Raw genomic sequence first — 21,686 nt, 5'->3', positions numbered from 1 at the left:
TTAGCCAGCACTCTCATCTGGAAGGACCCTGCCGGGATTCATAATGGCAGTTGGATCAAACAGAGATTTTATTTTCTGCATCAGCGCGATCTCCACGGCGGGCTTGTAGCGCGTCATTTCCTCCAAATGGATTGAACCAATGCCGTGCTCAGCGCTGAAAGTACCGCCAAGCTCAAAGGCGATATCGTAAAGAACGTGGCCGACTGCAGCCGCGCATCCGGATTTGTCGGCTGTGGCGGACCAATCGGAATGGCTGAACATAGCGATGTAGTGTAGGTTGCCGTCTCCCAGATGTCCAACCACGACCGGAATCGCCTTCGGGAATGCCGATGCCAATGCGGCTTCAGCGCGGCGAACGAATTGAGGAATTTTCGCAGGCGGTACCGCAATATCGTGTGTGAGTCCCATGCCTGCCTTGACGTTTGCTTCGGTTACATGATGGCGGATGTGCCAGAGCTGCTGCCGCTGCCGGTCGCTAGTGGCAATGGTCGCGTCGGCTAGCGACCCAGCGTTCATCGACGCTTCCAAGAGGGAAGTCAGTCGATCTGAAACCACGTCCTGCCCTTCCGCCCCGGCCAGCTCTATCAGCACATACCAAGGCGCTTGATTGGACAAGGGGCGGGCCGGTCCTGGAATGTGAGTGATGACCAGCTCAAATTCACTGGCGGATATCAATTCGACGGCGGAAACCGTACCTGGGAATAGCGTCTGAACATCAGCGGATAACCGCGCCGCTTCTTCGATAGATGCAACCGCCACGAGGGCGGTAACGGTGTGTCGGGGCAGCGGAAACAATTTGAGCGCAGCGCCCGTGACGATCCCTAGCGTTCCCTCCGAGCCGACGAAGAGGTGCTTCAGATCATAGCCGCTGTTGTTCTTGCGCAGGGTACGCAGGCCATTCCAAATCGTTCCATCCGGGAGCACCGCCTCAATACCCAGAACGAGATCACGCATGTTTCCGTAGCGGAGGACGGCGGTTCCTCCGGCATTTGTCGCGATATTGCCGCCGATTTGGCAAGAGCCTTCGGCCCCCAGGCTCATCGGAAAGAGCCGGTCCGCCGCCCGAGCGGCGTCCTGTACGTTGGCCAGTACGCAGCCGGCCTGAACGGTCATCGAATTGTCTTGAGGATCGAGGGACAGGATCTTATTCATTCGACGCAAGTTGACGACGAGCCCACCGCTCCGCATATCCGGAACAGATCCGCCACAGACGCTGGTATTTCCGCCCTGCGGATAGATTGGCACGCTGTGATTGGCGCAAAGCTTGATGATCTCGGAAACGGCCCCGGTTGACTCCGGCAACGCAACGGCCAATGCGGAGCCCGCATGACGCTTGCGCCAATCAATCAGATGCGGCTCCATCGCCGTCGGCTCCTCAACGAGCAGCGAATCCGTCATCACGCGCAGGGCGTTTAGAAATGTCTCAGACATGACCCTCAACCAATCAGAATGATATTGTCGACCCTATCCCAAGTCAGACGGGGCCGGTCGCGCGCTGCTCGACAGGAGCTTTTTGCGAGCCGCGGACGAGCGTCCTCGACCGGTCAAGCCGGTGAAGCAATTGACTGGTAACTGCAGCGCCGCGATCGCGAACGACCATTCGTCGCAAGCGATACGTAGGCTATCACCGCTCATGGTTCTTCACGCCGCTCAAACTGACATACGATTGCGATTTCTTAGTTCATCATCCGAGCATCCATTCCTTGAAGCGGCGGCTCAGCTTTTCGAAATTTTCCGACCACCACCACTCGTCCATTACGACGTTCTGGTCGGACGTCATGTCGGGCAACCATTTGCGGGTCTCGGGCGAGAGCATTGAATACGCCTTCCTGCTGTTCGGCATAAGACCGAGCAGGTCCATGACTGCCGCCTGCCGCGCGGGCTGAAGAGCGTAAGAGACGAATTTTAGAGCATTGTCCTTATTGGGCGAGTTCTTCAACACCGCTAGATATTCCAGCCCATTCAGGGTTTGGGCCGAAGAGAAGGCCACGCTGGCGCCCGCTTCAGCAGCCGTCCGCACGCGCGAAGCGTAAGTATAGCTGAAGTCGACCTCGTTCGTCTGCAGCAGAGTAACTGTCTGTGGCGTGGCTTCGACCCACTTGGCTACACTCGGCTTGATCCGATCGAGAGCCTTGAAGGCTCGATCGACGTCGAGTGGATAGATTTTGGAAGGAGGCACGCCATCGGCCAAGAGCGCAGCTTCAAGCGTTTCGCTCGGACGATCCCGAAAGGTTCGACGCCCCGGAAAGGCTTTTGCGTCGAAATATTCAGCGAAGTTTTTGGGATACTTACCCTCGGGATAGCGCTTCGGGTCGTACGCGATTCCACCTGCAAAAGTCAAAAAGGGAACGAGGTCCTTCGTCGCTGGTAGTGATAAGTCGGAGGTATCGAACAGCGACGAATTCAGTGGCTCCCAATATCCTGCCTTCGAACCCGAAGTGCCCAACGCTCCAGGCGCATCAAACACGTCCCATTCGACATTGCCGCTTATGATTTGAGCCTTGACCTTGGCAAGGTCCGGCGTGTCGAGCACTGTGACGTTGATGCCCGTCTCAGTCACGAAAGGCTTGACGAGCCCTTCTTCAATTGACTTGCGGTAGGTGCCGCCCCAGGTCACGAAAACCAGATTCTTAGAAGCGGCCTCTGCTCTGCCGTGCCGGAGCACGAACGGAGTGGTTAGGCTGAGTGCAGCGCCTCCGCCCATACCGGCGAGCAAGCGACGGCGCGACAGATGGATTCCACTTCGGCCGTTCTTGAGTCCAGACATGCCCCCTCCTTCTCGCGATTACGTTTTGGATGAAAAGCTGGTTTCCCTAAAGTCTAGAGTCGCCAATCCTTTTTCCCGCTCGAAAGTGACCGGCAGCGCTTTCACCAACAGCTGTCGAGTTTCATCACTGACCTGGAGGAGCGGCGCCAGCACCTCGCCTGAGGGGAAACCGGACATGGCCAGTGCCGCTTTAAGTGGCCCCGGGTTGTGCTCTCGATACAGCAAGTTGATCGTGGGCATAATCTCCGCATGCAGCGCCCTCGCTTGCGAAAGCTGTCCCGCGGAAGCAAGCCGATATAGCTCGTTCCAAATTCGCGGGAATAGGCATGACGTAGCTAACAAACCTCCACGCGCTCCCATGGCGATGTGAATCGGGAACACATTCTCTTCGCCTGTGAGGATCGAGATCTCGGCCCCTGCCAGCTCTACAGCGCGCAACTGAGCCGATAGGTCCTGATTGCAAGCCTTCATGGCAATGATGCGCGTCTGACGCGCCAGAACGTCAACCGTTTCGGGATTGAGCGATACTCCCGTCCGATATGGGATTTCGTAGAGCATTAGGTCGGCGTCGACGACATCCGAAAGCTTCTTGAAATAGTCGACGATCCCCTCCTGCGAGGGGCGCGCATAGTAAGGCGTTACGACAAGCAGCGCGTCAGCTCCGGCCGAAGCAAACTCGCGGCAAGTCGCCACCGACTCGCCAAATCCCGGCGACAGCACTCCCGGAATGACCGGCACCCGTCCGCCGACTGCCTCCAGCGTCGCATCGACCATCTGGCGTCGCTGCTTGGGAGCGAGCGACACATACTCGCCGGTCCCCCCAACGGGAGCAATTCCAGCGGCGCCGTTCGAAACGAGATGCTCGGCAAGCTTTTTCACCGATGCGGTGTCTACATCCCCTCGCTCGTCCAAGGGCGTTGGGGTTGCCGTGACGATTCCCTGATACGCCCTCGCCGCTGGCTTCATGCTTTGGTCTCCATCGCGCTTTCCGCAAACCGCCTTCGAGGGGCGTTCAAATGCCTGCGGCTTTGGTCGCCACGGCGACGAATGCCGCCGGACGTCTTCTCAAGCCGGGAACATTGGCGATCAAATGTGGAGGACCGCTTTGCAGCTGGAGCATAAGCTCCCGCCTGAGGCCGGCCCTCCAACCGACGCCCCGTCGAATATTTGGATACATTAAATATCCAAATTGGACACATTGTCAACCGAGGATGGGTTCGATATTTCGGCGAGTATTCGAGTGACAGGAGGTGTCGATGGGTCCGGTGATTGGGGCAGATGCTGCGGTCCGTGACGGTGACCGCGTCTATGAGGATCTGCGTCAGCGGATTCTGTCCCTAGAGCTGATCCCCGGTTCGATTTTTGATGAAGCCCGGATCGTCAGCGAACTCGGTGTCTCCCGCACGCCGGTGCGAGAAGCTGTCATCCGGTTGGTCTCGGAAGGGTTACTGCGGCGCGATGGTCGGCAAATTCGCGTCTCATCATTCGAAGTCGGCCAGCTTCGGCCATTTTTCGAAGCAAATCGCCTCCTGTCTCGAGCATTGCATCGCTTGGCTGCCATTCGGCGGACTCCTGCGCAGCTCGAGAAGATCCATAAGGAGATGTTCACGTTTGAGAAGAGCATCCAGGCAGGAAACGATGCGATCATGAACGAAGCCAATTATCGTTTCCATCGAGAGATTGCGCACGCCGCCGATTCTGCCTTCCTGGACCGGACCTATTCGGACCTCCAGCTCGAAGCGATGCGACTCTCTCGTCAATGCTTCGAAGTTGGGGACAATACGACCGACCAGTTCGAGGCGCATATTTCACAGATCGTGGCTGACCATCGTGATCTTTTCACCGCGATCGAACAGCGCAACCCAGACGAGGCGGACCAGATTGCCTGGCGGCATTCCGACCTCTTCAGGGATCGGGTAGCTCGCCAATTGCTCGGTCCGCCCAACACTTTGAGCATCGTGGATCTCGCCGATCTCTAAAGCAAATCCACCTTGCGATCGGAGCATACTCAGCCGGTAAAGACGACGGCTTTCTTGCCATTCAGAACCACGCGATCCTCCAAGTGATGGCGCACAGCGCGAGCGAGTACGCGCCGCTCAATGTCGCGGCCTTTGCGAACAAGATCGTCCGGCGTATCGCGATGGGAGATTCTTTCGACATCCTGCTCAATGATGGGTCCCTCATCGAGATCGGAGGTCACGTAATGCGCTGTCGCACCGATCAATTTGACACCTCGCTCATGGGCCTGGTGGTATGGTTTGGCGCCCTTAAAGCCAGGCAGAAAAGAGTGGTGAATGTTGATGCAACGCCCCGACAGCTTGGCTGAAAAGCCGTCTGACAGGATTTGCATGTAGCGCGCTAGAACAACGAGATCCGTATTGGTCTCCTGCACGAGCTCCCAAATTCGCGCCTCTTGCTCCATCTTGGTCTGCTTGGTTACGGGCAAATGGTAGAACGGCAGGTCGCAAAGATCGGTGCTGGCCAGGTGATCCCGTGCGTGGTTGGATACGATCGCCGTCACCTCCATTGGCAATTCGCCGATACGCCAGCGATAGAGCAAATCAGCCAGACAATGGTCGAACTTTGAGACCAACAACATTACGCGCTTTTTTGCGGAAACCACCCGCAGAGTGAATGTCATGGCGAGGCGCTTGGCGAGGTCCTCGATCGAAGCAGCGACTTCAGCTTGTGATTTCGCCTGCTCGAGGCGATCGAACACAACGCGCATAAAGAAGCGATCGGTTTCGGTGTCGTCAAACTGCTGAGCGTCGAGAATGTTGCAACCAGCTTCGAACAGAAGATTCGAAACCGCGGAGACAATACCGGGACGATCGGGACAAGAAAGAACCAGAATCATGGAACGATCAGACATATCAGTCACCGCCAGATGGCGGCCCTCTTAAGCTGCGTTTGAAAAATAGCAGGTGAAGGGAGCGCAACGCATACGGTTAAGCTCGACCAGCCATGACGCGACAGCCGAACTCCGCTGCAGAAGCGGTAAACCAGGACCAGAAGCTGCTCGCCATGCTGCGCGGCACTAGGATTTCGAAGACAGCGCCGTTCGGCCCATCCTCGCCTCGCCACAATTGCACGCCGACATGCGCGAAGCTCGTTAACGCGGTCGCGCCGATCGGAAAGGCGGCAGGGTGAAGATCCACCATCGCTCCCTTCTCGAGAACATTCCTCGCTTTCTCCCCTGACACGCGTAGCGCCGCCCGAGCGTGACTCTGGTCGCTGACAGCAGCATGATCCGAAAACAATGCGAGAAGATCTGAGAAGGCGGCTCGTTGTCGCGCAAGGAGTAGCCACTGATCCGGTCCTGACCAGACCACCCCATGAGTGCTCGACAGCACTGCCGATCCTGCTCCCGGCAGATCGAGACCGAGCAAGCGCTGGGTAGCGCGGTCCAGGTCAGCCGATTTGGCTTTCGCGATTAGCGTCGCAAAGCCCATATTGTCCAAAATGAATGTAGTGACACCGGCCTTGCCAAGGTCTCCGAACTGGCCAGCTTTGGCGACACCAGCCCAGGCGCCACAGGGACGCCAAACGGATGTAGGTTGTTCAGCCATGCAGACGGGCACCTTCTGGATCGAGGAAGACGGGAGAGCAAACCTCCACTTCGACCTCGCAGCCACGGAGAGGGTCGGCGGCACGGATGCGCTCGCCGATCCGGCTTGGCCCGTCCTTAAGAAGACCCAGACCGATCCAGTGCTTAAGGTTGGGTGAGTAGGCTACGGACGTGATGTAGCCTTCGTCGTTCGCCGTGTTCACCGCGCGACCGATCCCTATGAGATGCGCACCAGCCCGAAGGCGCTGTTCGAAATTGACTGGCCTAAATCCGACAAAGCTCGGGCGATCGGCTTCAATCAGCGCTTCTCGTTTGGCCATCAATCGTCCAACGAAATCCTTCTTGGATGACATCATCCTACCGAGGCCGAGATCGCGGGCCGTTGTCTGGCCATTGATCTCGTTGCCGGCGACATGTCCCTTCTCGATACGCAGAACGCCGAGTGCTTCAGTTCCGTAAGGAGTGATATTGTAAGGTTCACCCGCCGACATAAGCGCGCGCATCATCGCCTCGCCATAATCGGCCGGGATCGCGAGCTCGTAGGCCAGCTCGCCCGAAAAGGAAATCCTAAACAGCCGCGCTGGAATCCCTCCCCCAACTGTAAGTTCGCCCGCCGCAAGGTAAGGGAAACTCTGGTTTGAAATATCGTGCTCTGAGTCAACTACAGCACGCAGAACATCTCGCGATTTCGGCCCTGCGATCGCGACCTGCGCCCATTGTTCGGAGACCGAGACCATCCGCACGTCGAGCTCCGGCCAAAGCACTTGATGGCAGAATTCGAGATGCTGCATCACCTTGCCTGCATTGGCGGTCGTCGTGGTCATTAGGAAGCGATTTTCGCCAAGCCGGGACGTCGTGCCGTCGTCCATGACAAAGCCGTCCTCGCGCAGCATCAGTCCGTACCGGGCTTTGCCAATAGGTAGCGCCTTCCAGCCGTTGATGTAGACGCGCTCGAGGAATTCGGCTGCGTCTACACCCTGAATGTCGATTTTACCGAGGGTCGAGACATCGCAAACGCCCACGCTGGTGCGTACGGCAATGACCTCACGATTGACCGTGGTCAGCCAATCTTTCTCACCAGTTTTTGGGTAGTATTGCGCCCGCGACCATTGGCCCACGGCGACGAAGACCGCGCCCTGCTCGCGGGACCAATTATGGGTCGGCGCTAGACGTACGGGGCGGAAATCCTTGCCCCGGTGATGCCCCGCGAGCGCGCCGATGGCGACCGGCGTGTAGGGCGGACGAAAAATGGTAGTACCGGTCTCGAAAATCGCCCTGCCCGCTTGCTCAGCAAGGATGGCGAGCCCAGCAAGATTTGAGGTCTTACCCTGATCGGTCGCCATGCCGAGCGTGGTGTAGCGCTTGAGGTGTTCAACCGACCGGAAGCCTTCGCGGGCGGCAATCTCGACATCCTTGACGGTAACGTCATTCTGCAAGTCGACGAAAGCTTTGCCTCTGCCGTTCACGCGCCAAATCGGCTTAATTCCGGTCGTCTCGGCATCAGTCGCGGGCGCTGGCTCCGACGCGGCCGGCGCGAAACCAACCTCGATCGCCGCATTGCGGCCGAGGCGCGCCCCATCTTCCAATGCCTCAGCAAGCGTGAAATGGCCGGCAGCGCCGCCAGCGATAGTGAGTCCCTCAGGCACAGCACCAGGCGCGAAGGCTTGGATCGCCTCGTCCCAAACTGGTCTGCCGTTCTGGTGGGAGGCGAGGTGAAGTGTCGGGTTCCACCCGTTTGAGACCGCAAGGAGGTCGCAGGCCAGGACGGCGCGTTTGCCGAAGCAATCAAGGACGGTTATGCCACGCAGATGATGCCTGCCATGAGTCGCCTGTACAGCGCCTCCGGCGAACAGCGGTGCGCCGATACGCTGGGCGAGCGCTCTGAACTCAGGACGGATCTCGCTGCGAGAATCGACGATCGCCGCCACGCGTCCGCCGGCCGCGACGAGATCGCGGACCGTGGCCCAGCCGCTATCGCCGGCCGTAAAGACGGCCACCTCCTGACCGGGCAGGACACCAAAACGGTTAACGTATGCGCTTACGGCACCGGCGAGCATGACGCCCGGGCGGTCGTTGTCCGGGAACACGATCGGACGCTCAAGCGCGCCAGAGGCGAGGATCGCGCGTTTGGCGTAGATTCGCCAGCTCCGTTGGCGCGGCTGATGTGTTTGTGGCACGATCAGGTGGTCGTTGACACGTTCAACCGCACCAAAAATGCCGTGGTCGTAGAGCCCGAAAACGCTGGTTCTCGGCATGATGCGGACTTCGGAAAGACTCGCGAGCTCGGCCGAGGTATCGGCCAGCCAATCGGCGGCGGGATTTCCGTTTATCTCGCGCCTCTGCGCGAGCAGACGCCCGCCGAGCCGAAAATCATCATCACAGAGAATGACGCGCGCACCGCTACGGCCCGCTGTGAGAGCTGCGGATAAGCCCGCTGGCCCGCCACCGATCACGAGGACATCGCAGAAGGCAAAGGCTTTTTCATAGTGGTCGGGATCCTCGACGGCCGCGGCGCGTCCTAGGCCCGCGGCGCGGCGGATCAGCGGCTCATAGAGCTTTTCCCAAAATGCCGCAGGCCACATAAACGTCTTGTAGTAAAAGCCGCCGACCAACATGGGCGCAGCGAGACCATTCACGGACAGCAAATCGAAAGCGAGCGACGGCCAGCGGTTTTGGCTCGCTGCATCAAGCCCATCGAACAGCTCGACGGCGGTCGCTCGCGTGTTTGGTTCACGGCGCGCGCCGTCGCGCAGCTCGACCAGCGCGTTGGGCTCTTCAGAGCCAGCCGAGAGGACGCCGCGAGGTCGATGATATTTGAAAGAGCGACCAACGAGCCGCACGCCATTGGCAAGCAGTGCCGAGGCCAACGTGTCGCCGGCGTGCCCCTCGTAGGTCTTGCCGTCGAAGCGGAAGGAGAGCGTCCGGGCGCGATCGATTAGACCTCCGCTGGCGAGACGAAAGGGTTGCGTACTCATGCTGTTGCTCCGGCCATTCTATTCTTTGCCGGTAGCACCGTCTCGATCCTGTGGGTCAACGTATCACGGCGCACAACAAGCCAAGCGTGGCAGCCGGCGCTATGATACCAGAACTCGTCATGAAAACCGCGCCGATTGTCGCGTAGATAAACGTATTCGAACATCGCAGTTTCAGTCGCAGCGAGGCCATCGGGGCGACGCCGGCTTGCATCGCCCAGATAGGCAAATTCCTGAACGTCGCGTGGGCCGCAATGAGGACATGGAATGCGCATTTGGTCAGCGGGCTATCAGTGCAGGTTCGGTTGGGCGCCTACGCCCTTTTCGTCAATCAGGCGACCGGCGGCGAAGCGATTGAGTCGGTAGGCAGCCGCGATAGGATGCGGCTCGTCCTTGGCTATCAAATGTGCAAAGCAGAAGCCTGAGGCTGGCGTCGCCTTGAACCCCCCGTAGCACCAACCGGCATTGAGATAGAGTCCTTGAATCGGCGTGTGATCGATGATCGGCGAGCCATCCATCGACATGTCCATGATGCCACCCCAGTGTCGCAGCATTCGCACCCGGCCCAGGCTGGGCCACAATCCCATCGCCGCCTCCATGACATCCTCGACTACCGGGAGATTCCCGCGTTGAGCATAGGAATTGTACCCATCGAGGTCGCCACCGAAGACGAGGCCACCCTTGTCTGACTGGCTGATGTACAAATGACCTGCGCCAAAAGTCACGACGCAATCGATCAGAGGCTTAAGCCCTTCAGAAACGAATGCTTGCAGCACATGACTTTCGATCGGCAGCCGCATCCCGGCCATTGCGGCGAGACGCGACGAGTTACCGGCGACCGCGAGCGCAACCTTCTTGGCTTTGATTGGACCACGCGTGGTCTCAACGCCGGTGATGTGGCCATCCGCGATGGCTAATCTGGTCACCTCACAATTCTGGACGATGTCGACACCGCGACTGTCAGCTGCGCGCGCATAACCCCAGGCAACTGCGTCATGGCGAGCAGTGCCGCCCCGCCGCTGCAACAACCCGCCCTGAATGGGAAATCGACCTGACTCATAGTCAAGGAAGGGCAGCATGGTACGCACCCGATCAAGGTCGAGGAGTTCGGCATCGACGCCAGCGAGGCACATCGCGTTGCCCCGACGCGCGAAGGCGTCACGCTGCGGATCTGAATGAAAGAGGTTGAGCACCCCACGCTGGCTGACCATCGCGTTGTAGTTCAGGTCCTGCTCGAGGCCCTCCCAGAGCTTCATCGACAACTCGTAGAAGGGGGTGTTTCCAGGTAGGAGATAGTTCGAGCGAATGATCGTCGTATTGCGGCCGACGTTACCGGAACCAATATAGCCCTTCTCGATCACTGCGACGTTGTTGATGCCGTATCGGCTCGCAAGATAGTGAGCTGTGGCCAGACCGTGACCGCCGCCCCCGATGATCAGGACGTCGTACGCGGGTTTGGGTGCAGCATCGCGCCAAGCGGGCTGCCAACCAGTATGCCCCTTCACGGCTTGGGCAATCAGAGAGAAAATGGAATAGCGCATCGGTGGGCCCAAATGGTAGCAGCAACCGTGAAAGTCCCGCTTGTCTAGCGCCACATTGAACGGCACAGCTTCTCCGGCATGATCGCTAGCGACCTCCGACTGTCTGGAAACGACAGCCCTAGCAAGCCCATCGCTCATACCGGCTTCCTGCTCGCTTCCGAATTTGCAATGTTGTAGCTCTCGAATCTCAGTTTCCGCTGGTATTCGTCGGAAGCTCGTCTGTTGGTGCTCAATAATGAACAAAGGATGGCCCAGGATCGCGGCAAGTGAGGACAGCCGCGGCAACCGCCGTTCAGGGAGGCGCTAAACCTACGACATTGTGTTAGGAAGACTCTGGCACGGCCCTGCACCGGCCGATCACGGGGGCCGCGTCAGTGAATATTGCGAACGGGGCCGGAAGCGTGCACGGTGATGTCCGCCTTGAGCAAGGCAATCTGCTTGCCATGCTCGAAGAAACTGAAGCCGCGCCACCGAGCGGGGGGGGGGTAGACCCTTGCCCCCACGCGCATCTAGGCCAAGGGAAAGGCGCGATGAGTGAGCGCGCACGATGTCATCTTGACCGAACCGCAGACGCCATCGGCAGACCCATTCTCTCTTTATCGACCCTGACAAGTTCAGCGGGATTCGCGTGATTGTCGGATAGAGCGCAGCTGAGATTGCGGACGCCAGAACCAGTCCGCAGAGCTTATCACCGATCAGGCTGGGTATAAATTGTGGCCGGTCGTCCGTTCCGATCGAAGACGCAAGCCCTGAGGCCGGTTGGATAATTTTATCGTAAGCGGGTCGTCCAGCCCAAGGACCATCCTGACCGTAGCCAGTTGCCGCAGCATAAATCAGCCGTGAGTTTTCCGCCCACGGATTGCGACAGTCGCCGAATTCCCTGTTGTGCCCACTCCCGCCCATCGCGAACTCGCCCATGTGGAGCCCGCCGAAACTGTAGGCGCCCGCCACCTCCATGCGTGCGAGAACGGTCGCAGTCACGTCAGGCACGAAATCCTTGCGGATTCGCGGACCGCAGGTGCCGCGCCGGCGTCATGCCGCTCTCCTTCTCTATCGACACTGCTGGCCCTCTTGCCCGCACTGCCCGCGACTGCGCGCGCATTCTCTCAGTCATCGCAGGGCACGATCCTCTGGATCCCACCAGCTCCACCGAGAAGGTGCCGAACGTCGGCCCTCAACGGTAAGGTCGGGGGACTCAAGATCGGCGTACCCACGAGGCATTTCCTTGAGAATGCCGATCAGCCAGTTGCGCTCGCGTTTGAGGAGGCGCTCAGGGGGCTGGCCAAACGGGGCGCCAAGGTCGAACCCATCGCGCTGCTCTTTGTCGACGGGATCCTGTCCTATGCCGGCTTCGTGGCCAGGGTCGAAGCGGCTGCCATACATGCCGAGTGGATGCGCAAGCGTCCGCAGGATTACGGCCAGGAAATCTCGAGCCGGCTTTATGCGAGCTACGCTATCCCCGCGACGTACTATGTCGAAGCCTTGTCGCGGCGCGGACCGCTCCTAGCCGAGTTCGTCAAAGAGGTGTTCGGCCGCGTCGACGTGCTGGCCACGCCTACGATCCGGACCTGCGTACCGACTCTGGTTGAGGCCGAGCCCACGTTGTTGTTGGGCACCAACACCCGCTTTCTTCAACTACTTGGGGTTGCCGTCGATCAGCGTGAACTGCGGCTTCGACCCAAATGGGCTGTCCATAGGCCTCTCCTTCGTCGGGCGCCCCTTCGCCGAGGCTGACCTGCTCAGAGTGGCCGACGCTTATCAGCAGCAAACCGACTGGCACAAGCGCCGCCCGTTGGTGCTGGCCTAGCGGATGACTTCTTAGCCTCGCGTTCCGAGCCCGCTCCGGGCAGCTTTCGCATGCCTGACAGTTATGCAAGACGTCGGAGGTACCGCGAGACGATGATCGTAGTATTCGCTAGCGTGGACTTAATCCACCGCCCCCGGCTCAGCCGTTAGAGGGACGCCTCGGCGACGGCCAGACGTGGCAATCGTGGATATTCGTCTGAGCGCCTTGTCAGGGACACCCCGCGTCGAGTGACAGCCGCATCAATCGTATTGGCTAGCAAATAGCCAACGGTCATTGGCCCAACGCCGCCCGGCACGGGCGTGATGTAGCCCGCGCGCTTGCTTGCTTCTGCGAACGCGACGTCTCCCACAAGTTTTGTATTGCCGCTCGAGTCGATCACTCTATTGATCCCTACATCAATCACGATCGCCCCTGACTTGATCCAGTCGCCACGGACCAAACCCGCGCAGCCGGCGGCGGCAACTATGATATCAGCTGTTCGGCAGAGTTCAGGCAGGTTGCGCGTCTGAATCTGTGCGCCAGTTACGGTACATCCGGCATCTCCAAGAAGAACCGCCAAGGGTTTGCCAACGATGTTCGAGCGACCAACAACAACAACGTCGAGCCCGTTCAAATCACTCACGACAGTCCTAATTAAATGGACGACGCCGAGCGGGGTGCAGGGAGTAAGAGCGGGCCGACCTGCCGCTAATCGTCCAACATTATATGGGTGGAAGCCGTCCACATCCTTGGCTGGATCGATGGCCTCCAGCACCCGCCAACGGTCGATGTGTCCCGGAAGCGGAAGCTGAACAAGGATGCCATCAATGGAATTGTCGACGTTGAACTCCTCGATCGATCTCAGCAGCTCGGCTTCGCTGACACTGCTTGGCAGCAATAGTTGCTGTGACTTGAACCCCATCGCTTGCGCCTCTCTGGCTTTTGTCCTTACGTAAGCCGAGCTGGCCGGATCCTTGCCGACCAGCACCACGGCCAAACCCGGGACGACATCGAATTCGGCCTGGAGCAGGCCCACATCACGCGCAACGCGAGCCCGAAGCTCGCTGGCGATGGCCTTTCCATCAATTAGGATAGCACTCATGATTGATTCCCTGGGAAGTCGATCGACCGGTTGGAAAGCTCTCAGCCATGAGCGAAGCGCCACGGCGTTTGGTTTGTCTTAGTTGTGATGACTTTACCGGCGGTGGCTACGAATTGTTGCAGGCCAGAGGCGAGTAAGAGATTTCAGACTGCAATTCGAGCCCATTCTCGCTATTGCGAAATACGCCCGACAGGGATTTCTAGTTCCACACTCGGCCGCTTGATACTGACGCGTAACCCGCGCGAGGTGATCAGAGTTGTCGAAACGTTTGACATGTCCAAGAGCCCCAGCAGGGACAAAGTCGTAAATATTAGTGTTCTGTGGCACTCGCTCCACCTCATCTGCTGCTCAAGTATGGGACGAAGGCATTCGCGTGACACCCGTAAAACGTTCATCTCAAGGGGAAGAAACGGTGTGTTCAGATTCTCGGTCGTGCCTTTCGCCGTCAGGCGCCGGTCCCCACAGGGACGAGATGTTGCAGATCCAGTTCCCGAACCGCTTCAGCGGGAGGCAACAGAATCCAATCGTGATGATGCCAAGTCGCCCAGTATTTCCTGGAGCCAAAATCCAAGACCTTTTAGGCCGGGCGGGTGAGCTGACGTCATACCTATTGCAAAGCAGGCCAAGCCTCTTTGACAGCATGCGTCGCTAATTTGACCAGATGCGACATTGCGACGTGGCGACTTACCTCTGCCGCGCTGGCCTGCTTGCGGACAGCAACGCAGGCGGTCCTCCTCCGCCCCATAAGCGCACTCTCTTGGACCCTGGCTGCGTTTCATCTCGGCGTTAATGGTCCTCCATTAATTCAACGATCTTATCGCCGCGCCGATCAGAATTAGCCGAGCCGATCCCTACGCAAGCAAAGCACCTTGGACAACAACGGCCCATCTTGATGCCCCGCATTTGATATCAGAATTTCACACTTGCACTTAATGGCGGCGTACTGCATCCCAAATCGTAGGAATCGATATCTAGGCAGGGATTGATACTTGATCCCAACACAGTCGGAGGAGATGCGATGCAAAATGAGATACTTGTCGAGGCGAAGGACCGTGTCGCGACACTGACGTTCAACCACCCCGAACGCTTGAACGCGTGGAGCCCGGAGCTAGAGGTCGCGCTGCGCGATAGTGTCACGGCAGCGGCTTCGGACAGCTCGGTTCGAGCAATAGTATTGACTGGCGGAGGGCGCGGATTTTGTGTCGGCGCCCAGATGAACAAGCCGGCTGATGACAAGGGCGGAACGACGAGAGCGATCGTCCCTGAGCGGCGCGTTGGCAATTTCAACCAACGCTACAGTTACCTGCTCAACGTACCCAAGCCGATAATTGCCGCCATCAACGGTCCAGTCGCAGGCATAGGTCTCTGCATCGCGCTCTATTGCGACCTGCGCTACATGCTGGCTGGCGCCAAGCTATCAACGTCCTTCGCGCGGCGCGGCCTCGTAGCCGAACACGGTAGCGCGTGGATGCTAAGCAGGCTTGTCGGTCCAATGAACGCTTCCGACCTTCTGTTATCAGCACGGACCATTACGGCGGAGGAGGCGGAATGCATGGGGCTCGTAAAGGTCTTGCCCGAGGAAGGCTTTAGACTCGCAGTTCACGCGATTGCGTCTGACCTTGCAAATCTGTGTTCACCGCGCTCGACGCGGATTATCAAGCATCAACTAGCGCTCGCCCCTTTTCAGAACCTTGAGCAGGCCACCCAACTGGCGGAGGAGGAGTTAAACAAGTCACTTGGCACGGCTGATTACAAAGAAGGCGTGGCGCACTTCCTAGAAAAGCGAACGCCGGACTTCACCGGCGAGTGATCCAGGGCAAATCGCAATCGGTAACTTGCCGAGAGCCACCTGAAAGCTGCCAGAGCTCGTTCCAGGGCAGTTTGGTCGATGCATTCGTTGTTCGTGTAGCCACCCCAAACACCTTGTTCATGACTGGTTGCTTTTTGGCACTGTGTCGTCGAGATCCGCCCACATGGAGGCACGCCTCGAAGTCCACCTACATTCGGGCTCGGCCTTGAGCGGTAAGCCAACAATCGGAGCGCCGAATTGACGTTCACAAATCCACTCAGTGCCGAAGCGTCGACAGGCGCGGCAAGATGTGCAAATCGCTTGACGTCAGCAGTTTTCGCGAGAAGCCGCCGCCCCGCGAGAATAGGCGAACCCGAGCTTCTCCGAAATCGGACCGTACGAAGTTTGCTGGACGGCCTGGCCGCTGATCTGCGACATATATAGTCGACGATTTCCTGAGCACGTGAATCACCCGCATCCGAGGGCATGGCGTGATTTTCCGTAAGCGCGAAGCCGATACCCTGGCTTCAGAGTTAGAATAAATGTGCGAAGAAGCCTCCGGCTTGGAACGGAGGTTTGGATGGGATTGGACAGCAAAAAGGACGTCCATTTGGACGTCTCACCGGTAGGGCCGGTGAGCCGGCTGGAGGTCCTCGAAGGACCGTCGGGGCGCCGTGTGCGTTCGGAGGCTGAGAGAGCCCGGATCGTCGCCGAGAGTCTGCAACCCGGTGCCCAGGTGTCCGAGGTGGCACGCAAGCACGGAGCGACGCGCTGGCAGATTTACGATTGGCGACGACGCTTTCGACAGCGAGGCATGTTGGCGCCGTGCGAGGCATCGCAGTCAACATTCGCACCGCTGGTCGTGGAAAGCGCGTTGGAGGAGCGTCACGTTCCGGCGATCAAGCTTGAGATCGCGATCGGCGATGTCGTGCTGCGGACGGACACAACCATAGATGGCGAGCAGCTGTCCCGGATGATCCGCGCAGTGCGAGCGTCACGATGATCGCGGCCAGTGCCGATCTGAAGATTTACATCGCGACGCGGCCGATCGACTTCCGCTGTGGCCACGATGGGCTTGCGGCGAAGGTGCAGGAGATGCTTCATCTCGACCCGTTCAGCGGTGCAGCCTTCGTGTTCCGATCGAAACGTGCGGACCGGATCAAGATTTTAGTCTGGGATCGAACGGGCCTGGTGTTAGTGCACAAGCGTCTCGAAGGTTGCAAGTTCGTCTGGCCAACGATCGCAGACGGCGTGATGCGCATATCGCCGGCGATGTTCGCAGCCCTGTTCGAGGGACTGGATTGGAGGTTGGTCCGCCCGGAAGCAGCGCGGCGTCCCCAGGCGGCTGGCTACCTGCGGCAGAATGACTCGGAAGCTATTTTGAACGTGGCACGTGCGGCGGCGATGTGCTCGAAATAGCGCATGAGCATCGCGGCGCTGCGCGACGAAAATGAACAACTGAAAGCGCTTTTGGCGCAAACGCAGGCGGCCTTGAGCGAGCATCAGGGGCGCTGGCGGCGTCGGAGGAAGCGCGGCGTCGGCTGGAGGTCATCCTCGGCGAATTGCGCCGCGAGAAGTTCGGCGCTAAGTCCGAGAAGCTGACGGTTATGACCGGCTGACCGAAGTCGTTCGACCGCAAGGGCCTGGTACGCGGCGCATCGCCGGACATCCGGCTGGCCGCGCGCAAGGAGCATTCGCTGGCCATCGTTAAGGCGTTGAAGCCGTGGTTCGAGAAACAGCTGTCGATGATCTCCAGCGGTTCGACGCTCGCCGAGGATATCCGCTATGCGCTCAATCACTGGCAAGGGCTGACCCGCTTCCTCGAAGACGGGCGCCTCGAGCTCGACACGAACCCTGTCGAGAACGCCATCCGGCCAGTCTGCCTGACCAGAAAAACTGCTCTCTTCGCCGGGCATGAGGTCGGGGCTGACAATTGGGCCTTGCTTGCGTCGATCGTTGCCACCTGCAAGCTCAACGACGTCAACCCGGCCGCCTACATCGCCGAAACACTCGAGGCCATTATCGACGGCCATCCCCATAGCAGAATCGAAGACCTCATGCCGTGGCGATTCCGCAAAGCGTCAAGCCTGCGTCCATTGGGTAGCGGCAAAGCGCTTACGATTTTCCGCGTTGATGAGGCACAGGAAACTCCAGCCGAGGCATCGTCGTCCCTTCGAAACCGCAGGCTGCGACCAAAGTCATGCGTGCGTCGGAATGACATGGCAATAGCGGATATCTTTATGCGGGAACGCGGATCACCACCGTGTGCGGCAGCGCCTGTGCTGTCGCTTCGCGATATCCCCGCCAGGATCCGCGGGCGACGACCGGGATCGTTGGATAAGCAACCAGGCAGGCTTGCGCGGTCGCTGGCTCTTGATCTGGCAGCAAGCTGACGACCCCGCGCCTTTCCAGATTGCAGGTGATGCTGGAGCAGCAATGATTGGGCCGCCAGGCCAGTTATCGATGCCGATGACCCGAGAGGATCGACGGGCGAACGGCTGCGGCGTCGGACCACGCGCGCAAAAAACTTGTCCTTGCTCACCGGCATCAGCCGTTTGGCAAAGCCGGCTGCCGGCCGACCGCAAGTGCCAAACCGAGGCGATGGACAATAGAGTGGATATTCAAATCCAAACCTCTGTCGCAAGGCGCAAAGAAGTGCTCATCCATCTGCGCCGTAGGCATTGTCGGGTAGCGTGTTCAAATCAGACCACGCTTCTGCGGGTTCAAAAAACTTCAATACAGCTCGACAGGCAATCAGAGTCACGACACATCTTCTCTAAGTTGCGCCTCGGGGATCTACTTTTTCATTTCTGGCTCGAGTAGCAGAGGCCAAGCGCCATGCTTCGACCCCACAGGCTTATAGCAGACCGACGGGCACAAGCCGCCGGCCATCGATGAGACGCGGCCAAAGCACGTGGTGATGACGGGAGCATAAGAGGTTGGCAGGCCGGCTTCGTCGCTGATGTTCGACATATAATCGACGATTTCCTGAGTCGAGGAACACCCTCCTTCAAGGAAGGGCGTGGTCCTCTTTGTTGATGGGACACGGAAAGAAGTCGGCTGACCTCATATCGGTTCTAATCGCCGGCCGCGACGTTATCTTGCGAGATCACGTTCGCCGAAATCCAGCCCTCAATTGCACCCCTAGCATGACCGCTCTGCCTTCTGTGAAGCAATCCTAATCGAAGTAAACGAAGAACCGGGCATCAATACTCTCCCGTGGATTCGCATTTGGAAATGCGGGTCGATTATCGAAGGCCGTGTGAGCCGTCGCGGGCTCAAAGTGGCGTTCCGAGTCATATCCCTTAAAGAGCAAGAGCTCGTTGGGCATCATGTTTGGAAAATAGTACCAACGATGATTGGGATTGTAATAAGGCAGCCAATACTTTTGTACGATCCCGCGAGTTTGATAGTCCGTTTGCAAAAGATCGCCACCCGATACCGAGGAGGCATCGCATAGGGCGAGAGGGAAATCTTGAGGCGGTGGCGAAAAGGCACGCCACGTCTGAATGATCATAAGCCGAGAGTACGAGCGGGTCTTGGTTCCCTGCTCTTCATTTGCCAGCGCAGCCATCATCGGACCGGCGATTGGCGAATAGTCCATATGGGCGTAGTTAGCAGGGCCGCCGACCCGAGTGAAATCGCGCGGAATCGCTTCAACACTTCGGTCGCGCAAGATAACACCGCGCCGGCGCGGAACGACCCAGGAAGCCTTTAGATACTCTTTAATAAATGGCGTCAATTCTTCGATATACCTGTCGCATTTAGTCTCCCGATCAACCTCAGAGAGCGACCGTGCTTCGTGCTTGACAAGCACAAAGCCCTCGCGGTCGAGAGAGAGCTCCTCTTCGATTGGACGAGCATCGCGGATGACAATCTCGTGGTTGACCATGGGGACGTTGTGCGCCGCTGTGGTCATTGAACCCAATCCGACCTCATCAACCGCCCGCCGCGCAAAACCCGTCACTCCCCGAACGCAATCCAGCGCGTCGCGATCAACGGTTTTCATCTTCGATCCTTTTTCAAGGTTCGTGAGCGTGTTCGACAATACAAATATGTCGGACGTTTTGCCAAATCAGTCGACAGTCACGTACGCCTTGCGAAGCGTTCTTATGGTTTTCCAAGTTCCTGTAAAACCAGGCTTCATGACGAAGGCGTCGCCTGCCACATAGCGCTTGGTCTCGCCGCCGTCGTCGGTCAACTCCATCTCGCCTTCCAGAACGAAACAGAATTCAAAGCGCTCCCCCTTTTTCACTTTAAAGATGCCGGGCGTGCTCTCCCATACCCCCGAGTAGACTTTTCCACCTTTGCTCTCAACCTGATTCCAACTGGTAAAAGTCGGGTCGCCGCCGAGAAGATTCTCGCTAGAGCATTTCGAAACAACGCCCTTGCCGAGTGTTGTCGTAGCAAGAGATTGGAGCAAGTCCATCACCAAGTTCCCTCTATGAATTGAGAGCCTTCAGTCGATCATGAAGCGGCGGCAATGCGCCACTGGCGCCGACCCGAAAGCTGCTTGAGCGGTAAAGCTTATATCGCATCGTTGTATCGCACTGCAATCCCTGATATCGCGCGAATGAGTTTTCCACACGGAAGACCGTCGCCACGCTCTCCATCGGGTCTTGGCCCAATGTCGCCTTTGCCAACGCGCCAGCATCCGCGCCTTCCTGAAGTACACAGGTTGGGTAGCCACGCAAATGATGAGGTCAGCGGCAGCCAACAGCACGAAATGTCCGACAGCGTGAAGTGTTGCGCGTAGCGCCATAGACACCTCGCTGAGCAGGGCAAGTGGCTTGCCTCCGCCCTCCATTGGCCGATCTGGCCTGCGATAAAAGGGGCTCAAGTACCGCCACGATCAACCCGCTTTTGAAGTAGCTGCGGCCAGCGAGGCAAAACCCTTTCCTTCCGCGACCAGCCGTGTGAGCAGCGGTACCGGCTCGAGTGAGCGATCGTTGGTTTCCTTGGCGTAAAAGTTCAAGCGATCGGCGATGTGGTTCAATCCCACCTGGTCGGCCCAATACATCGGGCCACCGCGGTAGATTGGCCATCCAAAGCCATAGAGCCAAACGACGTCGATATCGGAGGGTCTCGACGCGATTCTTTCCTCAAGTATTCGAGCGCCCTCGTTGACCATCGGGTAATTTAGTCGCTCAAGAATCTCTTTGTCGCCAATCACGCGGCGCTTGCGCCCCAGCCGAGCCAAGGTCTCATCGATCAGTCTTTCGACCTCGGGGTCCGGTATGGGTGTCCGCGAGCCGCCTTCATATCTGTACCACCCCTTTCCGGTCTTCTGGCCAAAGCGTCCCGCTTCGCACAACGCGTCCGCGATTTCCGACTTGATCCCTTGGTCCTTGGGCGACAGCCAGCCCACATCCATGCCAGCCATATCGCTCATCGCAAACGGTCCCATCGGCATCCCGAATTTCGTCACCACTGCGTCGATTTGCTGCGGCAGCGCACCCTCCAGAAGCAACCTTTGCCTCTGATTATCGCTCTGATCCCACATGCGGTTGCCGACGAATCCATGACAGAGACCAACGACCACAGGGACTTTACCGATCTTGCGCGAAATCGATGCTGCGGTCGCCAACGCATCCGGTGCGGTTCGCGGACCGCGCACGATCTCGCATAGCTTCATCACATTGGCCGGCGAGACGAAGTGCATCCCCAAGACGTCTTGAGGACGCTCTGTTTGGTCGGCGATCTCGTCGATGTTAAGATAGGAGGTATTGGACGCGAGGACCGCATCCGGCTTGGCGTACATGTCAAGTTGTTTGAAAATCTTCTTCTTGACCGCCATGGCCTCAAACGCCGCCTCGACGATAAGGTCGGCGCCCCCTGACGTTCTCAAGGCCGATCACGCCATTGATCAGCGCCATGCGCTTGGCGGGCGCGTCCGCTGGGATAGCGCCTCGTGCGGCCGTCAACGCTTCCCCCGCCATCGCCAAATTTCACGAGAGACTCCATCGCAAGCTGTTTCGCCGCGCCTTGTTCTCCATTCAACATTTTTTTGCATCATCAGGCAGTTTCATCACATCCTCCAACCCGCGTAGATCGAACACGAAATGGCCAAGACCGTAATAAATGGGCTAACCACGGTAGATTTCCCCCGCGCGCAAGTAATGATGATGATGACCGAGCACAACGTCCGCACCTGCGTCGAT

Annotated in this window: 16 protein-coding genes and 3 pseudogenes; 6 read left to right on the top strand and 13 right to left on the bottom strand. The window is 58.5% G+C overall.

Going from position 1 to position 21,686, the window contains the following annotated elements:
* From ACYCVF_RS30825 to dapA, 3 genes are all read right to left on the bottom strand, one after another.
* Complete coding sequence (locus ACYCVF_RS30825; protein ID WP_459606854.1) at positions 1-1,431, bottom strand: FAD-binding oxidoreductase; 1,431 nt, start codon at positions 1,429-1,431, stop codon at positions 1-3.
* A 253-nt stretch (positions 1,432-1,684) separates the two neighbouring features.
* Positions 1,685-2,767, bottom strand: coding sequence for an ABC transporter substrate-binding protein (locus ACYCVF_RS30820; protein WP_459606853.1), 1,083 nt, complete (start codon positions 2,765-2,767; stop codon positions 1,685-1,687).
* An 18-nt stretch (positions 2,768-2,785) separates the two neighbouring features.
* Positions 2,786-3,733, bottom strand: coding sequence for a 4-hydroxy-tetrahydrodipicolinate synthase (gene dapA, locus ACYCVF_RS30815; protein WP_459606852.1), 948 nt, complete (start codon positions 3,731-3,733; stop codon positions 2,786-2,788).
* A gap of 290 nt (positions 3,734-4,023) precedes the next feature.
* Here dapA and ACYCVF_RS30810 point away from each other — a divergent pair, with 290 nt between their 5' ends.
* Positions 4,024-4,746, top strand: a complete 723-nt coding sequence (locus ACYCVF_RS30810) for a GntR family transcriptional regulator (RefSeq protein WP_459606851.1) — start codon at positions 4,024-4,026, stop codon at positions 4,744-4,746.
* A 29-nt stretch (positions 4,747-4,775) separates the two neighbouring features.
* Here the strand turns inward: ACYCVF_RS30810 and purU are convergent, their stop codons facing one another.
* The 6 genes and pseudogenes from purU to ACYCVF_RS30780 form a co-directional block, all read right to left on the bottom strand.
* Positions 4,776-5,639, bottom strand: a complete 864-nt coding sequence (gene purU / locus ACYCVF_RS30805) for a formyltetrahydrofolate deformylase (protein ID WP_459606850.1) — start codon at positions 5,637-5,639, stop codon at positions 4,776-4,778.
* A 76-nt stretch (positions 5,640-5,715) separates the two neighbouring features.
* Entirely contained in the window at positions 5,716-6,336 is a 621-nt protein-coding gene (locus ACYCVF_RS30800) for a sarcosine oxidase subunit gamma (RefSeq protein WP_459606849.1), read from the bottom strand.
* Positions 6,329-9,310: a sarcosine oxidase subunit alpha family protein gene (locus ACYCVF_RS30795; RefSeq protein WP_459606848.1), complete on the bottom strand. Its 2,982-nt coding sequence runs from the start codon at positions 9,308-9,310 to the stop codon at positions 6,329-6,331. The genes ACYCVF_RS30800 and ACYCVF_RS30795 overlap by 8 nt, the downstream gene beginning before the upstream one ends.
* The gene (locus ACYCVF_RS30790; RefSeq protein WP_459606847.1) at positions 9,307-9,582 is read right to left on the bottom strand and encodes a sarcosine oxidase subunit delta; all 276 of its coding nucleotides are present in this window, start codon (positions 9,580-9,582) and stop codon (positions 9,307-9,309) included. Before ACYCVF_RS30790 ends, ACYCVF_RS30795 begins: the two co-directional genes overlap by 4 nt.
* Before the next feature lie 15 nt (positions 9,583-9,597).
* A complete protein-coding gene (locus ACYCVF_RS30785; RefSeq protein ID WP_459606846.1) occupies positions 9,598-10,848 on the bottom strand; it encodes a sarcosine oxidase subunit beta family protein in 1,251 nt (416 codons plus the stop codon).
* A 357-nt stretch (positions 10,849-11,205) separates the two neighbouring features.
* Positions 11,206-11,856: pseudogene (locus ACYCVF_RS30780) on the bottom strand (CoA transferase); the annotation flags it as partial.
* Between the two features lie 26 nt (positions 11,857-11,882).
* Between ACYCVF_RS30780 and ACYCVF_RS30775 the strand changes: the two are divergent.
* Positions 11,883-12,582: pseudogene (locus tag ACYCVF_RS30775) on the top strand (amidase family protein).
* A gap of 218 nt (positions 12,583-12,800) precedes the next feature.
* On the opposite strand, the gene folD reads toward ACYCVF_RS30775, so the two are convergent.
* On the bottom strand, positions 12,801-13,736 hold the full coding sequence (gene folD / locus ACYCVF_RS30770) for a bifunctional methylenetetrahydrofolate dehydrogenase/methenyltetrahydrofolate cyclohydrolase FolD (protein WP_459606845.1): 936 nt from the start codon (positions 13,734-13,736) through the stop codon (positions 12,801-12,803).
* 1,018 nt (positions 13,737-14,754) lie between these two features.
* Between folD and ACYCVF_RS30765 the strand changes: the two genes are divergently transcribed.
* From ACYCVF_RS30765 to ACYCVF_RS30750, 4 genes are all read left to right on the top strand, one after another.
* Positions 14,755-15,546, top strand: a complete 792-nt coding sequence (locus ACYCVF_RS30765) for an enoyl-CoA hydratase-related protein (RefSeq protein WP_459606844.1) — start codon at positions 14,755-14,757, stop codon at positions 15,544-15,546.
* Positions 15,547-16,105: 559 nt separating this feature from the next.
* Positions 16,106-16,528, top strand: a complete 423-nt coding sequence (tnpA, locus tag ACYCVF_RS30760) for an IS66-like element accessory protein TnpA (RefSeq protein WP_459606843.1) — start codon at positions 16,106-16,108, stop codon at positions 16,526-16,528.
* Positions 16,525-16,944 carry an IS66 family insertion sequence element accessory protein TnpB gene (gene tnpB, locus ACYCVF_RS30755; protein ID WP_459606842.1) on the top strand — a complete coding sequence of 140 codons (420 nt, stop codon included), beginning with the start codon at positions 16,525-16,527 and terminating at the stop codon, positions 16,942-16,944. Before tnpA ends, tnpB begins: the two co-directional genes overlap by 4 nt.
* Before the next feature lie 224 nt (positions 16,945-17,168).
* The gene (locus ACYCVF_RS30750; RefSeq protein WP_459607005.1) at positions 17,169-17,918 is read left to right on the top strand and encodes an IS66 family transposase; all 750 of its coding nucleotides are present in this window, start codon (positions 17,169-17,171) and stop codon (positions 17,916-17,918) included.
* A 785-nt stretch (positions 17,919-18,703) separates the two neighbouring features.
* Here the strand turns inward: ACYCVF_RS30750 and ACYCVF_RS30745 are convergent.
* From ACYCVF_RS30745 to ACYCVF_RS30735, 3 genes and pseudogenes are all read right to left on the bottom strand, one after another.
* Positions 18,704-19,534: a CmcJ/NvfI family oxidoreductase gene (locus ACYCVF_RS30745; RefSeq protein WP_459606841.1), complete on the bottom strand. Its 831-nt coding sequence runs from the start codon at positions 19,532-19,534 to the stop codon at positions 18,704-18,706.
* 66 nt (positions 19,535-19,600) lie between these two features.
* Positions 19,601-19,954, bottom strand: a complete 354-nt coding sequence (locus ACYCVF_RS30740; protein ID WP_459606840.1) for a cupin domain-containing protein — start codon at positions 19,952-19,954, stop codon at positions 19,601-19,603.
* Between the two features lie 423 nt (positions 19,955-20,377).
* A pseudogene (locus tag ACYCVF_RS30735) lies at positions 20,378-21,446 on the bottom strand (3-hydroxyacyl-CoA dehydrogenase); the annotation flags it as partial.
* Between the last annotated feature and the right edge of the window lie 240 nt (positions 21,447-21,686).

The sequence above is a fragment of the Bradyrhizobium cedriense genome, assembly GCF_054602315.1.
The sequence above is the reverse complement of the archived record's forward strand: the minus strand, read 5'-3'. Positions and strand labels throughout refer to the sequence as shown.

Excerpts from the sequence above, each read along its gene's own strand:
- ACYCVF_RS30825 (WP_459606854.1), bottom strand. The coding sequence starts at position 1,431 with ATGTCTGAGACATTTCTAAACGCCCTGCGCGTGATGACGGATTCGCTG.
- ACYCVF_RS30820 (WP_459606853.1), bottom strand. The coding sequence starts at position 2,767 with ATGTCTGGACTCAAGAACGGCCGAAGTGGAATCCATCTGTCGCGCCGT.
- dapA (WP_459606852.1), bottom strand. The coding sequence starts at position 3,733 with ATGAAGCCAGCGGCGAGGGCGTATCAGGGAATCGTCACGGCAACCCCA.
- ACYCVF_RS30810 (WP_459606851.1), top strand. The coding sequence starts at position 4,024 with ATGGGTCCGGTGATTGGGGCAGATGCTGCGGTCCGTGACGGTGACCGC.
- purU (WP_459606850.1), bottom strand. The coding sequence starts at position 5,639 with ATGTCTGATCGTTCCATGATTCTGGTTCTTTCTTGTCCCGATCGTCCC.
- ACYCVF_RS30800 (WP_459606849.1), bottom strand. The coding sequence starts at position 6,336 with ATGGCTGAACAACCTACATCCGTTTGGCGTCCCTGTGGCGCCTGGGCT.
- ACYCVF_RS30795 (WP_459606848.1), bottom strand. The coding sequence starts at position 9,310 with ATGAGTACGCAACCCTTTCGTCTCGCCAGCGGAGGTCTAATCGATCGC.
- ACYCVF_RS30790 (WP_459606847.1), bottom strand. The coding sequence starts at position 9,582 with ATGCGCATTCCATGTCCTCATTGCGGCCCACGCGACGTTCAGGAATTT.
- ACYCVF_RS30785 (WP_459606846.1), bottom strand. The coding sequence starts at position 10,848 with ATGCGCTATTCCATTTTCTCTCTGATTGCCCAAGCCGTGAAGGGGCAT.
- folD (WP_459606845.1), bottom strand. The coding sequence starts at position 13,736 with ATGAGTGCTATCCTAATTGATGGAAAGGCCATCGCCAGCGAGCTTCGG.
- ACYCVF_RS30765 (WP_459606844.1), top strand. The coding sequence starts at position 14,755 with ATGCAAAATGAGATACTTGTCGAGGCGAAGGACCGTGTCGCGACACTG.
- tnpA (WP_459606843.1), top strand. The coding sequence starts at position 16,106 with ATGGGATTGGACAGCAAAAAGGACGTCCATTTGGACGTCTCACCGGTA.
- tnpB (WP_459606842.1), top strand. The coding sequence starts at position 16,525 with ATGATCGCGGCCAGTGCCGATCTGAAGATTTACATCGCGACGCGGCCG.
- ACYCVF_RS30745 (WP_459606841.1), bottom strand. The coding sequence starts at position 19,534 with ATGAAAACCGTTGATCGCGACGCGCTGGATTGCGTTCGGGGAGTGACG.
- ACYCVF_RS30740 (WP_459606840.1), bottom strand. The coding sequence starts at position 19,954 with ATGGACTTGCTCCAATCTCTTGCTACGACAACACTCGGCAAGGGCGTT.